The sequence below is a fragment of the Evtepia sp. genome, from assembly GCF_056797215.1.
This window is the reverse complement of sequence record NZ_JBQILM010000009.1, coordinates 13,503-28,860: the sequence shown is the minus strand read 5'-3', so window position 1 is coordinate 28,860 and position 15,358 is coordinate 13,503. Positions and strand designations below refer to the sequence as shown.

Annotated in this window: 10 protein-coding genes and 1 other RNA gene; 7 read left to right on the top strand and 4 right to left on the bottom strand. The window is 56.8% G+C overall.

Annotated features, from left to right (window positions below; all coding sequences use genetic code 11):
• Positions 1–137 precede the first annotated feature (137 nt).
• The 3 genes from carB to glnA form a co-directional block, all read right to left on the bottom strand.
• Positions 138–4,160: a carbamoyl-phosphate synthase large subunit gene (gene carB / locus ACTOZL_RS03415; RefSeq protein WP_482476681.1), complete on the bottom strand. Its 4,023-nt coding sequence runs from the start codon at positions 4,158–4,160 to the stop codon at positions 138–140.
• Positions 4,161–5,234, bottom strand: coding sequence for a carbamoyl phosphate synthase small subunit (locus ACTOZL_RS03410; protein ID WP_482476680.1), 1,074 nt, complete (start codon positions 5,232–5,234; stop codon positions 4,161–4,163).
• Positions 5,235–5,502: 268 nt separating this feature from the next.
• Positions 5,503–6,834, bottom strand: a complete 1,332-nt coding sequence (gene glnA / locus ACTOZL_RS03405; protein WP_482476679.1) for a type I glutamate--ammonia ligase — start codon at positions 6,832–6,834, stop codon at positions 5,503–5,505.
• Between the two features lie 303 nt (positions 6,835–7,137).
• On the opposite strand from glnA, the gene purC reads away from it, so the two are divergent.
• Genes purC through nadE form a run of 3 tightly spaced genes read left to right on the top strand, consistent with a single transcriptional unit; the run spans position 7,138 to position 10,489 of the window.
• On the top strand, positions 7,138–7,848 hold the full coding sequence (gene purC / locus ACTOZL_RS03400) for a phosphoribosylaminoimidazolesuccinocarboxamide synthase (protein ID WP_482476678.1): 711 nt from the start codon (positions 7,138–7,140) through the stop codon (positions 7,846–7,848).
• Between the two features lie 49 nt (positions 7,849–7,897).
• The gene (gene glmS / locus ACTOZL_RS03395) at positions 7,898–9,724 is read left to right on the top strand and encodes a glutamine--fructose-6-phosphate transaminase (isomerizing) (RefSeq protein WP_482476677.1); all 1,827 of its coding nucleotides are present in this window, start codon (positions 7,898–7,900) and stop codon (positions 9,722–9,724) included.
• A gap of 36 nt (positions 9,725–9,760) precedes the next feature.
• Positions 9,761–10,489 carry an NAD(+) synthase gene (gene nadE / locus ACTOZL_RS03390; RefSeq protein WP_482476676.1) on the top strand — a complete coding sequence of 243 codons (729 nt, stop codon included), beginning with the start codon at positions 9,761–9,763 and terminating at the stop codon, positions 10,487–10,489.
• 82 nt (positions 10,490–10,571) lie between these two features.
• On the opposite strand, the gene ACTOZL_RS03385 is transcribed toward nadE, so the two are convergent.
• Positions 10,572–11,207 (bottom strand): MBL fold metallo-hydrolase, encoded by a 636-nt coding sequence (locus ACTOZL_RS03385; RefSeq protein WP_482476675.1) that lies wholly within the window; start codon positions 11,205–11,207, stop codon positions 10,572–10,574.
• A 232-nt stretch (positions 11,208–11,439) separates the two neighbouring features.
• Between ACTOZL_RS03385 and rnpB the strand changes: the two genes are divergently transcribed.
• The 4 genes from rnpB to ACTOZL_RS03365 all read left to right on the top strand — a co-directional run bounded on the left by rnpB (position 11,440) and on the right by ACTOZL_RS03365 (position 15,295).
• Positions 11,440–11,788, top strand: an RNA gene (gene rnpB, locus ACTOZL_RS03380) — RNase P RNA component class A.
• An 86-nt stretch (positions 11,789–11,874) separates the two neighbouring features.
• The gene (locus tag ACTOZL_RS03375) at positions 11,875–12,471 is read left to right on the top strand and encodes a cytidylate kinase-like family protein (RefSeq protein WP_482476674.1); all 597 of its coding nucleotides are present in this window, start codon (positions 11,875–11,877) and stop codon (positions 12,469–12,471) included.
• Position 12,472: 1 nt separating this feature from the next.
• The gene (locus ACTOZL_RS03370; RefSeq protein WP_482476673.1) at positions 12,473–13,849 is read left to right on the top strand and encodes an MATE family efflux transporter; all 1,377 of its coding nucleotides are present in this window, start codon (positions 12,473–12,475) and stop codon (positions 13,847–13,849) included.
• 279 nt (positions 13,850–14,128) lie between these two features.
• Positions 14,129–15,295, top strand: coding sequence for an acyl-CoA dehydrogenase family protein (locus tag ACTOZL_RS03365; protein WP_482476672.1), 1,167 nt, complete (start codon positions 14,129–14,131; stop codon positions 15,293–15,295).
• Positions 15,296–15,358: the final 63 nt, after the last annotated feature.

Here is a 15,358-nt window from a genome sequence, read left to right as displayed (position 1 = left end):
TTATGAAAGATCTGTCCCCGATGAGACGAGGTTGTAGACCTTGCCTTACCGGGGACAGTACATCTTATGAAGGAAGATGGGAGATGGTGTATTTTCTGTCGGAAGAAGTGGTTTAGCCTGCCTGGGATGTGATGTGCTTAGTACTCCAAAACACCCTCATAGACCATGACGGCATCGCCAGTGAGGATAACCTCATGGTCGGTGTAGTTGACGATCAGGTCGCCGCCCATCAGCTTGACCGTGATGTCACGTCCTTTTTCCACATAGCCGTTTTCTGTGGCGGCGATAACGGCAGCGCAGGCGCCGGTGCCGCTGGCTACGGTCTCGCCGTTGCCCCGCTCATAGATACGCATACGCAGGGTGTCCTCATTGACGATGCGGACAAACTCTGTGTTGATGCGCTCAGGGAAGTATTCGGCGTGTTCAAACTTGGGTCCGATGGATTCCAGGTCCAGGGAGGAGGGATTGTCGCAGAACACCACACAGTGGGGGTTGCCGATGCTGGCGCAGGTAATGTGGTAGGTGCCGTCGGCGATTTCCACAGGACGGTTGATGATGGTGTTGCCGGGGAGGGTAGTGGGCAGGCTGCTGGTGAGCAGGTCTGCCTTACCCATGCCCACGCTGACGGTGTTGGCCACACCATTGCGGGTGTAGAGCAGCAGGCTCTTGATACCTCCGGCGGTTTCAATGGTCATGTATTCTTTCTTGACGATGCCTTTGTCGTAGAGGTACTTGCCCACGCAGCGGATGGCGTTGCCGGCCATCTTGCCCTCGCTGCCGTCCCGGTTGAACATCCGCATTTTGGCGTCGGCGACAGCAGAGTCCTCAATGAGCACGATGCCATAACCGCCGATGCCGTAATGACGGTCACAGACGCTGATGCAAAGGGAACCGGGACTGGAAATTTTACCGTCGCGGTTGTCGAAGAAGATATAGTCGTTGCCGCAGCCCTGCATCTTGGCGAAGGGGATCAATTGCCGCCCCTGGCGCATGTTATTCAGATCCACCAGTTCTGTGTTGCTCAGGTGGAAGCGGCTGGCCATCATGTCTGCCATGGCGTTGGCAGTGTCCAAGGCTGTAATGCAGGCCACGTTGTGGCGGATGGCCTCCCGGTGGAGCTCAATATAGGCCTGAATGGTATCATCATAGAGGGCACCGGTGTAGATGATGAGGCCGATCTTGCCTGCTTCCATGAGCTGGTAAGCTTCGGAACCGGGGACGATGGGGCCCAGCGCATGGGCTTCGATGCCCAGACTGCCGATGGCCTTGGCGGTGTCGGCGGTGGCATAGAGGGGCATACGCAGGTCGTCGAATTTCTTAGCCAGACCAACTACTTCGGGCAGCTCGTGATTCTCCACACTGATGAGTACACCTTTCCCGGCGTAATGGCGGTAACCGGCGGCGGCCAAACCCTTGAACATGGCTTCGCTGAAGGTACGGCCCAGGCCCAGGACTTCGCCGGTGGATTTCATCTCGGGGCCCAGGAGGGAGTTGGCGTCGGTGAGCTTCTCGAAGGAGAACACAGGGACTTTGACAGCGTAGTAGGGCGGAATCTTCCACAGCCCGGGGGCATACCCCAGCTCCTTCAAGGTGGCGCCCATCATGATACGGGTAGCCAGGTCTACCATGGGGATGCCGGTGACCTTGCTCAGATAGGGGACGGTACGGGAGGCTCTGGGGTTGACCTCGATTACGAAGAGCTGGCCCCGGTAGATCAGGTACTGGATGTTCACCAGGCCCTTGGTGCCCAAAGCCAATGCCAGCTTTTCCGAGCAATCCACCACCACCTGCATCATCTTATCTGTCAGGCTGTAGGGGGGGTACACGGCGATGGAGTCGCCGCTGTGGACCCCGGCCCGCTCAATGTGCTCCATGATACCGGGCATGAGTACGTCCACACCGTCGGAGATTACGTCCACTTCCAATTCGGTGCCGGGCATGTACTTGTCTACCAGAACGTCGTTTTTCATGCCGCCGGAGAGGATCACGGTCATATACTTTTTCACGTCGTCCCGGTCGTGGGCAATGACCATGTTCTGGCCGCCAATGACGTAGGAAGGGCGCAGGAGCACAGGATAGCCCAGTTCTTCGGAGGACTCCAAAGCCTCGGGGAGGGAGGTGACACTGCGGCCCTTGGGGCGGCTGATGTTCAGGGTTTCCAGCAAGGCGTCGAAACGGCCCCGGTCCTCGGCGGTGTCGATGCCGTCGGCGGAGGTGCCCAGGATGGGGATGCCCTGCTGGTCCAGATATTCTGTCAGGGAGATGGCGGTCTGTCCACCAAAGGCGACCACCACGCCCACTGGCTTCTCCACTTCAATGACCCCCATAACATCCTCTGGGGAAAGGGGCTCGAAGTACAAGCGGTCGGCGGTGTCGTAGTCGGTGGAGACGGTCTCCGGGTTGTTGTTGATAATGACCACATCGTAGCCCATATTCTTCAAGGTCTGGACACAGTGGACGGAGCTATAGTCGAATTCGATGCCCTGGCCGATACGGATGGGGCCGGAGCCCAGGACGATTACCGTCTCCCGGCCGCTGCGGGGGAAGCTGCGGGCATCGCACAGGCTGTCGTAGGTGGCATAGAAATAGGGGGTCCGGGCCTGGAACTCGGCAGCACAGGTATCCACCATCTTATAGCTGGGGGCACGGTGGGGGAGTGCGGAGACCTCCACCTTGGCCAGCTTTGCCAGGACCTTGTCGGGGTAGCCGTATTTCTTGCCTTGGAGATAGGAGGACTCGTCAATACCCTGGGAAAGGGAGGCCTCGTAACGCACCAGGTTTTGAATCTTATGAATGAACCACTTGTCTACTCTGGTAATGGAATGGATTTCGTCCACGGAGACGCCCTGCTCCAAAGCCTCAAAGATGGTGAAGAGCCGCAGGTCATCCATGGAGGCCAGGCGTTCTGCCAGGGGACGGCCAGACTTGTCCTCCCGGCGCAGGGAGTCCTGCTTGATCTCAGCCCCCCGGACGGCTTTCATCAGGGCGGCTTCAAAGCTGTGTTCAATGGACATGACCTCGCCAGTGGCTTTCATCTGGGAGCCCAGCTTCCGGCTGGCCCCGTGGAACTTGTCAAAGGGCCATTTGGGGAATTTCACCACCACATAGTCCAAGGCGGGCTCGAAGCAGGCGTAGGTCTCGCCGGTGACGTCGTTTTTGATCTCGTCCAAGGAGTACCCCAGGGCGATTTTTGCTGTGACCTTGGCGATGGGATAACCCGATGCCTTAGAGGCCAAGGCGGAGGAACGGGAGACCCGGGGATTGACTTCAATGACGGCGTATTCAAAGCTGTCGGGGTTCAGGGCAAACTGACAGTTGCAGCCGCCCTCAATGCCCAGCTCTTCGATGATTTTCAGGGCGGCGGAGCGGAGCATTTGATACTCCCGGTCGGCCAGGGTCAGGGCGGGGGCTACCACGATGCTGTCGCCGGTATGGATGCCTACAGGGTCGAAGTTTTCCATGGAGCAGATGGTGATAGCGGTGCCTTTGTGGTCCCGCATGACCTCAAACTCGATCTCTTTCCAGCCGAAAATGTATTTTTCAATGAGGACTTGGGTGATGGGGGAGTAGTCCAGGCCCACAGCTCCCACTTCCCGCAGCTCGGCCTCGTTATAGGCAACGCCGCCGCCGCCGCCGCCCAGGGTAAATGCAGGCCGGACGATGACAGGATAGCCAATCCGGTTGGCTATGGACACGGCAGTTTCAATGTCGTTGGCGGTATCGGAGGGGATAGTGGGTTGGCCGATGCGCTCCATGGTGTCCTTGAACATCTGCCGGTCCTCGGCCTTGTCGATGGCGCTGGCGTTGGTGCCGATGAGGCGGACATTGTTGGCCTCTAGGAAGCCCTCGTGGGCTAGTTCCATGGCGATGGTCAGGCCGGTCTGTCCCCCCAAGCCGGCCAAAAGGCTGTCGGGCTTGGTCTCCTGGATGATGCGCTTAACGGTTTGAGTGGTGAGGGGTTCCAGATAGACGGAACTGGCCATGGTGCTGTCGGTCATGATGGTGGCGGGGTTGGAGTTGATGAGGATGGTCTCCACGCCCTCCTGTTGGAGCACCCGGCAGGCCTGGGTCCCAGCGTAATCGAACTCAGCTGCCTGGCCAATGACGATGGGGCCGGAGCCGATGACCAGTACTTTTTTGATGGAAGTATCTTTTGGCATTTAGCGTCCCTCCTTCATCATATCGGTAAAACGGTCGAAGGCGTTCAGACAGTCCAAGGGGCCGCCGTGGGCCTCGGGATGGAACTGAAGAGAGAACGCACGGTAGGTGGGGTAGTCCACCCCTTCGCAGCTTCCGTCGTTGACGTTGACAAAGCGAAGTACCCCTTCTGTGCCGGGGAGGCTATCTTGATCTACCGCGTATCCGTGGTTCTGGCTGGTGATGGATACTTCGCCGGTGACCAAGTCCTTCACCGGCTGGTTGGCCCCCCGGTGGCCGAACTTCATCTTTTTGGTTTTTGCGCCGGCGGCCAAGGCCATCATCTGGTGTCCCAGACAGATGCCGAACATGGGGAGCTTGCCAAAGAGGGCTTGGATCTGTTGGATGCTGTAGCGGTTGTCCGCAGGATCCCCAGGGCCGTTGGAGAGCATGATCCCCTGGTGGTTCCCCGCCAGGATATCCTCCGCAGGGGTATTGTAGGGATATACCGTGACCTGGCAGCCCCGGGCCAGCAGGGAGGCGGCGATGCTCTCCTTGGCGCCGTAATCCAGCAGGGCCACAGAAAAGCGGGTCTCACCGTTGGGGGAGAGGACTTCGGGGGCCTTTACGCTGGTGTTCTCAACGGACTGGCGCACCCGGTAGGCTTTCAGGGCTTCCAGGTCGGGCTTGTCCTCCTCCGTGGTGATGACGGCATTGACGACGCCCTTGTCCCGGAGCTGTTGGGTGAGCATCCGGGTATCCACCCCGGCAATGCCTACCACGTTTTGGGACTTCAAAAAGCTGTCCACGGACTCATCACAGCGGAAGTTGGAGGGTTCTTCGCAGTATTCCCGGACCACTACGCCGCCCAGTTGGACATGGGAGCTCTCCTTGTCCTGATGGCAGATGCCGTAGTTTCCAAACTGGGGGAAGGTGTAGACCACCAGTTGGCCATAATAGCTGGGGTCCGTCAAGCTCTCCACGCAGCCGGTCATACCTGTGGTAAAGACCAGTTCCCCCATGGCGGTGCCTGAGGCGCCAAAGCTCTGCCCCTCTAGGACCTGGCCGTTTTCCAAATAGAGATATGCTTTCTTCATCGTGTTCCTCCATCCGTCAAAATATCAGGAATCGAACGCTTTCTCCTATCAAAACCGTACAATTTCTAACTCTTAAGTATAGCGGAAAATCAAGAGTTCGTCAATGCACTTTCTGGGAAAAGAACAGAAAATAGGATGGGTATTTTTTCGCCTTTATTACAAAATATGACGATACCTGATGAATAAATGAATAAAATGCAGTATATTTATTCACATTTCGACAAAGACCCGGAGAAAGCCAGGGCGGCTTTCTCCGGGTCTGATGTGCTCAGTAGAGTACCATGTATTTTGCGATTTCCCAGCTAGAGACACGAGTGCAGTATTCTTCCCACTCTTTTTTCTTCCCGGCGATGTACTGGGTGTAGATGTGGTCGCCCAGGACAATGTGCATCAGTTCATCGCTTTGGAGGTCCTCCAAGGCGTGTTCCAGGGAGTTGGGCAGGTCTTCGATGCCGTGGGCGGCACGGGTAGCAGAGTCCATGTCGAAGATGTTCTCCGTGATCTCCCCCGGAGGGGTCAGGCCCTTTTCAATACCGTCCAGGCCAGCGGCCAGGCAGACAGCCAACGCCAGATAGGGGTTGCAGGAGGGGTCTGGATTGCGCAGTTCCACCCGGGTGCTGTTGCCCCGAGCGGCGGGGATGCGGATGAGGGCGGAACGGTTGGAGGCAGACCAAGCCAAGTAGCAGGGGGCTTCATATCCCGGCACCAGGCGCTTATAGGAGTTGACCAGAGGGTTGGTGATAGCGGTCATGGCCTTCACATGGGTCAAGAGGCCGGCGATGAAGTTATAGGCCTCCTTGGAAAGGCCCCGGGGGCCGTCAGGGTCAAAAAATGCGTTCTTACCATCCTTGAACAGGGACATATTGATGTGCATCCCGTTGCCAGCGGTGCCATAAATGGGCTTTGGCATAAAGGTGGCGTGGAGTTCATTGGCATAGGCAATTTTCTTCACCGTCTGCTTGAAGGTGATGATATTGTCCGCAGCGTGGAGGGCGTCGGCATATTTGAAGTCGATCTCATGCTGACCGGCGGCGCACTCATGGTGGGAAGCCTCGATCTCAAAGCCCAGCTTTTCCAGGGCTAGGCAGATCTCCCGGCGGGTATGGTCTCCGTGATCGATGGGGCCCAGGTCGAAATAGCCAGCTTCGTCACCGGTTTTCGTGGTGGGGCGGCCATCCTGGTCCAGCTCAAAGAGGAAAAATTCACACTCAGGCCCTACGTTAAAGGTGTAGCCCATCTCGGCGGCCCGTGCCAGCACCCGTTTCAAAGCACCTCTGGGGTCACCAATGAAGGGGGTCCCGTCGGGGTTGCACACGTCGCAGATCATCCGGGCCACCTTGCCCTGCTGCTCATACCAGGAGAGCACGGTGAAGGTGTCCAGATCGGGATAGAGGTACTGATCGGACTCGTGAATGCGGGTAAAGCCCTCGATGGAGCTGCCGTCGATGGAGATCTGGTTGTTCACGGCTTTCACGATCTGAGAGGGGGTGATGGCCACGTTCTTGGCCTGACCAAAGATATCGGTGAACTGCATGCGGATGAAGTCTACGCCTTCCTCCTCTACCATGCGGATGATGTCCTCTTTCGTGTATTTGCTCATGAAAATACTCCTTTCAAACAACAAAGGACAAGTACACTTCGTTCCTCGAAGCACTCGCCCCCTTCAGGTGAATTATAAAGGCTGGGGCGGGCGCTGTCAAGAAAAAGCGTGAAAAACTGGTGTTTTTTCCCGGCTTTGTGCCCTTTGCACAGGGGCTTTTTTGAAATCCTGGCAACAAAGATGAAGGGACCCATTGAAAAATTCCCAGTTTTGTGGGAGAATAGGAGCACATACAATGGTGGGGGACAGAAACATTGCCCGCCCCACAAGCACGACAGATGATGAAGAAAGGGAATGATCACCATGAAAAAGCTGGAGCAGATGTATGAGGGAAAAGCCAAGAAGGTATTCCGCACCGATGATCCGGAGCGCTTTATTGTAGAATATAAGGACGACGCCACCGCTTTCAACGGCCAGAAGAAGGGCACCATCCTGGGCAAAGGCGCCATCAACAACCGCATGACCAACATGCTCATGCAGATGTTAGAGAAGCAGGGCGTACCCACCCACTTTGTGGAGGAGCTCAGCGAGCGGGAAACGGTGGTAAAGAAGGTGACCATCGTACCTTTGGAGGTCATCGTGCGCAATATCTCTGCCGGGAGTTTTGCCCAGCGCTACGGCGTGGAGGAGGGCATCGTGTTTGACGAGCCCACCATCGAGTTCTCTTATAAGAACGACGACCTGGGAGACCCCCTCATGAACCAGTATCATGCCCTGGCCTTGAAGTTGGCCACCAAGGAGGAGATCGACACCATCAAGTCCATGGCTCTGAAGGTGAATGCTGCCCTGAAGGAGTTTTTCCTGGGCGTTGGCATCAAGCTGGTGGACTTCAAGCTGGAGTTTGGCCGCACCACCGATGGGACGGTGATTTTGGCCGACGAGATCTCTCCCGACACCTGCCGCCTGTGGGACAAAGAGACCAATGAGAAGCTGGATAAGGACCGCTTCCGCCGGGACCTGGGCAATGTGGAAGGGGCCTATCAGGAGGTCATGCGCCGGCTGATGGGAGAGTGAGCCCCACTGCGTGCATCCGCGCGCGCCAACGAAAAAGGAGGAAACACGAATGTGCGGTATCGTCGGCTTCACCGGAAGCCAGAGCGCAGCACCCCTGCTGCTGGACGGCCTGAAAAAGCTGGAATATAGAGGATATGACTCCGCCGGGATCGCGGTATTGAGCGATAAGGACATCCATTTGGAAAAGGCCGCCGGCAAGATCAAAAATCTGGATGGAAAGATCCAGGGTGGGGCCACCATGACTGGGAGCTCTGGCATCGGCCACACCCGCTGGGCCACCCACGGGGCCCCCACGGATGAGAACGCCCACCCCCACATGAGCAACGGTGGCCGCTTTGCCTTGGTCCACAATGGCATTGTCGAGAACTATGTGGAGCTCCGGGAGGAGTTGATGGCCCAGGGGATCCAATTCAAAAGCGAAACAGACACCGAAGTGGTGGTCAACCTGCTGGACCTATACTATGAGGGCGACCTGAAAGCGGCGGTCCTCAAGACTGTGGCCCGGTTGGAGGGAGCTTACGCCCTGGGTATCCTCTGCAAGGAGGAGCCCGGACGGCTTGTGACAGCCCGCCACGCGGCCCCCATTATCCTGGGAGTAGGGGCGGGGGAGAACTATTTTGCTTCCGACGTCACTGCCCTGGTGGCCCACACCAAGGATGTCATTTACTTAGAGGACGGGGAAATCGCGGACATGACCCCGGCGGGAATCACCATTTATAACACTGCCGGTGAGGTTTTGGAAAAATCCATCGAGCACGTCACCTGGGATGTGGCTGCGGCGGAAAAGGGCGGCTATGAGCACTTCATGCTCAAGGAGATCATGGAGCAGCCGGAGGCCCTGCGGGCCACCATCGAGCCCCGGATCAAAAACGGGGAGATTGTTTTGGACGACTTTTCCCTGAGCGACAACGAGCTGAAAAAGATCAACAAGATCATGATCACGGCCTGTGGGTCTGCGTACTACGCCGGGAGTGTGGGCAAATACGTTATCGAGCAGCTCTGCCGGATTTCCGTGGAGGCCGACTTGGCCTCTGAGCTGCGCTATCGCAATCCCCTGGTGGATGAGAACACCCTTTTGGTGGTGGTCTCCCAGTCCGGGGAGACGGCGGACACCATCGCCGCCATGAAGGAGTGCAAGGCCCGCGGGGCCCGGATTCTGGCCATCGTCAACGTGGTAGGTTCCACCATCGCCCGCCTGGCGGACGACGTGATTTATACCTGGGCTGGGCCTGAGATCGCCGTGGCCACCACCAAGGGGTATACCACCCAGGTGGCGGTAGTGGATATGCTGGCGGTTTATCTGGCCCGTCGCCTGGGCAGACTGGAAGATGGGGAGTACAAGGCCCTGGTGGAGGCCATCCGCAGCTTCCCAGAGTTGGTGCAGCGCTCCATTGACCAGAATCCCAAACTGCCGGAGCTGGCGGAAAAGTACCACGGCCACAACAACCTGTTTTTCATCGGCCGGAACCTGGATTTTGCCGCCTGCTTGGAGGGTTCCCTAAAACTCAAGGAGATTTCCTATCTCCACTCGGAGGCCTACGCCGCCGGGGAATTGAAGCACGGGACCATTGCCCTCATTGAGAAAGATCGGCCGGTGATTGCCCTAGCCTGCTATGAGGAGCTTTTGGACAAAATGCTCAGCAATATCCGTGAAGTCAAGGCCCGGGGTGCAGAGGTTTTGGCTGTAGTGTTGGAGGGGAACCGGGAGATTTTCGACGAGGCGGATGATGTGATCTTGATTCCCAGGACCCATCAGCTCTTGAATACCCTGCCGGAGATTGTCCCCCTGCAACTGTTTGCCTACTATATGGCAAAGGCCAACGGCTGCGACATCGACAAGCCCAAGAACCTGGCAAAATCCGTCACCGTGGAATAACGGCGGTATAGGCGATAGATTAGGAGGAAATAGCCCATGCGTGACTATGCAAAAGAAACCGAGAAGCGGATCGCCTTTATCCGCCAGTCCTTGGAGGAGGCCCACGCCGATGGCATCCTCTTTGGCAACAGCGGGGGGAAGGACTCCGCCCTGGTGGGCATCCTGTGCAAGATGGCCTGCGAGAATACCGAGGGGATCATCTTGCCCTGCAGCTCCAAGCGTAACTTTACCATTGACAAGGACGATGGAATGGAAGTGGCAGATCAGTTTGGCATCAAGACCCGTCTCATCGACCTGACGGCCCAGAAGGAACTGCTGATGCAAACTGTCTCGGAGGTGGCCACCCTCAATGACGCTGCCATCGCCAACATCGCCCCCCGTCTGCGGATGATTACCCTTTACACCGTGGCAGCCAGCGAAAACCGCCTGGTGGCTGGCACCGGCAATGCCAGCGAGTACTATATGGGCTACTTCACCAAATGGGGGGACGGCGCTTACGACCTGAACCCCATTGCGGACCTGACAGCTACGGAGGTCTTTGAGTTCCTGCGTTACCTGAAAGCGCCGGAGGCGGTGATCACCAAGGCCCCCTCTGCCGGCCTCTTTGAGGGGCAGACGGACGAGGAGGATATGGGGGTCACCTATGCGGCCATCGACCGCTATATCCAGACGGGAGAGGCGGAAGAAAAGGATAAGGCCATCATCGACCGATACCACAGCCGGAGCGAACACAAGCGCCGGGGATTCAACCGCTATCAGGGTTGAACACAGTAAAAAACGAAAATGCTTCCAGGTGCTTTGCCGCCTGGAAGCATTTTTTATATAGGACTTACCAATTATGGAAGGCTCACACCCACGACCTGTTTGCTGCGGGCTTTCCGTGGCCGAAATAGACCTGGCGAGGGCCAAGGGCGCTGAGGGTTTGGGCACTTTGCAGCAGGGCCTGCTTGTCATGGTAGAGTAGGGATATCGTAGGGGAGAGGAAGTTCATCAGCGCGTCGCCCACAATAACGCCTGCCTCACCCGCATCCACGCCGATGGAGCCCTTGGTGTGGCCTGGGAGGCTGAGGATGGTTGCGTCGATACCATAGTCTTGGAGGGAAGCACCATCCTTTAGAAGTACAGCAGGGGTAAAGGACTCAATCAGGTCTCGTTCCATGCTGCGCAGAGAGATGGACAGGAGCAGCTTGCCGAACAGTCCACGGGACTTCAAGGGCTGCACTAGGTTGTCTGTGAGCAGTTCCACGTCCTCTTCGGCCATTGCCACCGGGCAATGGAGGGCTTGGGAAAGGAATGCGGCATTTTGCGCGTGGTCCATATGGCCGTGGGTGAGGACAATCAAGGAGATATGGTAGGGCTTGCAGGCGGCTAGGATGGTGCCCCGGTGGGCGCTGCGCCCTGTGTCCACTAGGATGCCGGCCTCTCCTTTGGTGAGCAAAAAGCAGTTCACATTGCCGCAACGGATTTGGTGTATTTGTTCCATACTGTTTTCCTTTCTCTCATCGGGGGGCGACGGGAATCTCCCTTATTTTAGCACAATGCACAAGAAAAGGCTATCTTTTTCTGGGAGGGCATGTGAACAAGCAGGAACAGGGGACAATAAAGGAGAACGGGAGGAACGGAGGGGGTGGGGGCTGGCAGTTTTGTTTCCGCTTTTCAAAGACTCTGGATAAAAGCGATTGACAAGGGGCGCGGGATTCGGTAAAATAAAAAGGCAAGCAAGCTGGACAGCCGCGTGGCCAGGCCGAAAGGCCGTCCATGAGGAAAGTCCGGGCTCCATAGGGCAAGAATAACGGGTAACGCCCGCCGAAGGCGACTTCAGGACAAGTGCAACAGAGAGATACCGCCTGGTGGTTCATCCCCAGGTAAGGGTGGAAAGGTGAGGTAAGAGCTCACCCGCCGGCTCGGAAGTGTCCGGTGCTGTAAACTCTATTCGGAGCAACACCGTGGAGGGGAATGTGACCGGCCCGGTCTCCCCAGGGAGGTGGCTGGAGCGCGTTGGCAACAGCGCGCCTAGATAGATGGCTGTCGAAACAGAACCCGGCTTATAGGCTTACTTGCGCCAAAGGAACGAAAAGCCCACGCAAGCCCTTCGTGCAGAACGGCCCAGTGGGCTTTTCCAGATGAGTTTGGGAAGAAGGAGAGATGATATGGCTATTCCGGTAATCACCATTTCCAGAGAATACGGCTCCGGTGGCCGCGCCATTGGGGAGCGTCTGGCCAAAGAGCTGGACATACCCTTTTACAACAAGGAACTCATCCTCATGTCCGCAAAGGAAAGCGGACTTTCTGAGGAATACATCAAAAAGACCGAGCAAATGAAGTCCACCAGCTTCCTCTATGGCCTCTATATGGGAGCCCAGCAGCTGCCCATGAATGACCAGATTTTCCTGATCCAGAGCAAGATCATCCGCCGGGTGGCGGAGGAGGGGCCCTGTGTCATTGTGGGCCGCTGTGCCGACTATGTGCTCCGGGAGCGCAAAGACCTGCTCAGTGTGTTTATCCACGCCCCCATAGAGTACCGCGCCCAGCGGGCTAAGGAGAAATATGAGAAGAGCGCCAACAACATGGTGGACTTTGTGAAGAAGAAGGATAAACAGCGGGCATCCTTCTACAATTATTTCTCTCAGAATAAGTGGGGCGATGCCCGGCACTATCACTTGGCCATCAGCAGCACCTATGGTGTGGACTATGCCGTAGAGGTGCTCAAGCACGCGGCGGAAGCCTTCCCCAGTGGGGCCCAGTGAGATGGGGGGAACTGTAGGGGAGAATAAGATGGGCGTTATGCCCATCCATCGCTTGCTCCTGACCATGTCAGGTCCCATGATGCTATCCATGCTGATCCAGGCGTTGTATAACGTGGTAGACAGCATGTTTGTTTCCTACATCAGCGAATCGGCCTTGACGGCGGTTTCCCTGGCCTATCCGGTGCAGAACCTGATGATTGCTGTAGCCACGGGCACTGGGGTGGGGGTCAACGCCCTGCTCTCCCGGAGCCTGGGGGAGAAGAACTACGAGGCTGCCAACCGCGCCGCTGGGAATGCTTTGTTTCTCAGCGGCCTGAGTTGTGTCCTTTTTTCTGTTTTTGGGACGATTTTTGCCAGGGCGTATTTTGCCCTACAAGTCACCGACCCGGAGATCATTTCCTTGGGAAAGGATTACCTCTTTTATATTATGCTCTTCTCCGTAGGCGGCTTTGGACAGGTTATGTTCTCCCGCCTGCTGCAATCCACGGGCAAGACCTTCTACAGTATGGTCATTCAGCTTGCAGGTGCAGTGCTGAACATCATCCTGGACCCCTTATTGATTTTTGGCCTAGGTGGCTTCCCTGCTCTGGGGGTGGCCGGTGCGGCCATCGCTACGGTGGTCAGCCAGATGGTGGGGATGGCCTTAGGGGTCTATTTCAACTTAAAAAAGAACCCGGAAATCCAGTTTTCACTGTCTGATCTTCGCCCCAGCCTGCCCATCATCGCCCGGATTTATAGCGTAGGTGTGCCGTCGATCCTCTTACAGACGGTGGCGTCCCTGCTGACCTTTGGCCTGAACCAGATCCTGGTGTCCTTCTCTGAGACAGCCACGGCGGTGTATGGCGTCTATTTCAAGCTCCAAGGCTTTGCGTTCCTGCCTATCATCGGGATGAACAATGGCATGGTGCCCATTGTGGCCTATAACTACGGGGCCAGGAAGCCGGAACGCATCGTGCAGACCATCCGCCTGGCCATCTGCTATGCGGTGGGGATCATGGTGGTGGCAGTGGTTATCTTCCAGCTCTGGCCGGACAAGCTGCTGGGCATTTTCCGGGCCTCTGAGGCCATGTTGGCCATCGGCGTTCCTGCGCTGAAAACCTTGAGCCTTTGCTTCCTGGTGGGGGGCTTCACCATTGTGTCATCCTCGGTGTTCCAGGCCCTTGGGATGGGGCTGCTGAGCATGACCATCTCTGTGGTGCGCCAGCTTTTGTTGGTGCTCCCCCTGGCCTATATGTTCTCTCTCAGCGGCAAGCTGGACCTGGTGTGGTGGTCCTTCCCAGTGGCGGAGGTGCTGGCGGGGGCCTTGGCAGCAGTGTTCCTGCGGCGGGCCTATTTGCGGGTGATCCGCCCATTGCGGGAGCTGGATTATCAATTCTAAATGGACGCCAAGGGGTAAACCTTGGAAGTACTAGATGAATCTAGTACAAAAACTGAGAATTTAGTTAATTGAGCCGATTTATTTTGCGGGGCTTAGGAAGTATGATGAGTATGTAAGTTAGCAGGGTCATAGCGAGGAAAAACGCTGTCTCCCTTGGAATTTGGGAACAATTGTCTGGTGTTCGGGCATCCTGTCCGGCGTAGACAATGTTTTAGTCTGTCTGGAAACAGGCAGGCGATATCAGTCACTACGACGAATTTATTATGGAGGTAGATTACTATGCGGGTACTGAACGAAGAACAGAAGAAGTGGGTAGAAGTTATCGGCGATTTCTGCAAGAAGGAGATCGAGCCCATCATGCTGGAGTGGGACAAGGTCGTTGATCCTTCCAAGGCCATCCCCTTTGAGCCCTATGCTAAGGCTTTCAAGCTGGGCCTGAACTCCTTCGAGATCCCCAAGGAATACGGCGGCAACAAGGTCGAGCTGGCCACTGCCGAGGTTATGTACGAAGAGATGGGCTACTATGACGGCAACTTCGCTTCCGTCATGCAGACCACCAACCTGGCTCTGAAGCCCATCCTCATTGGCGGCACTCCCGAGCAGGTCCAGTATTTCTCCAAGCACATCCTGGAGGGCAAGGGCTACGCTGCTTTCGCTCTGACCGAGCCCCAGTCCGGTTCCGACGCTTCCAACGTGAAGACCACTGCTGTCAAGGACGGCGACGAGTGGGTCATCAACGGTGAGAAGTGCTTCATCACCAACGGCGGCGAGGCTGACATCGTCTGCGTGTTCGCTTCTACCGATCCCAGCAAGGGCACCAAGGGCATTTCTGCTTTCATGGTTCCCACCAACACTCCCGGCTACTCCGTCACCAAGTATGAGGACAAGAGCGGCTTCCGTACCATCTCCACCTGCTCCCTGAAGTTCGAGAACGTCCGCGTTCCCGCTTTCAACCTGGTCGGCGGTGAGGCTGGTCTGGGCAAGGGCTTCGGCTTCGCTATGAAGACCCTGGACAAGTCCCGTGCTTGCGTTGGTGCTCTGGCTGTCGGTATTGCTCGCCGCGCTCTGGACGAAGCTATTGCTTTCGTGAAGGAGAGAGTCACCTTCGGTGCTCCTGTTTCTAAGCGCCAGGGCATCCAGTGGATGATCGCTGACATGGCCACCAAGATCGAGGCTTCCCGTCAGCTGGTTTCCCACGCCAACTACCTGCAGAGCCAGGGCCTGCCCTTCTCCACCGAGGCTGCTATGGCTAAGATGTTTGCTACCAACGCCGCTATGGAAGTCTGCACCGACGCCATCCAGCTGATGGGCGGTAAGGGCTACATGAAGGAAGACTGCGTTGAGAAGCTGTTCCGCGACATCAAGGCTTACTGCATCTTCGAAGGCACCAACCAGATCCAGAAGATCGTCATCTCCGGCGCTGTTCTGTCCGGTAAGGGCCACTAATCCCCATTCTGTTCTTCACTGTCGAATGACAGCCAAGGAGCCGGTCGGATCAACCGACCGGCT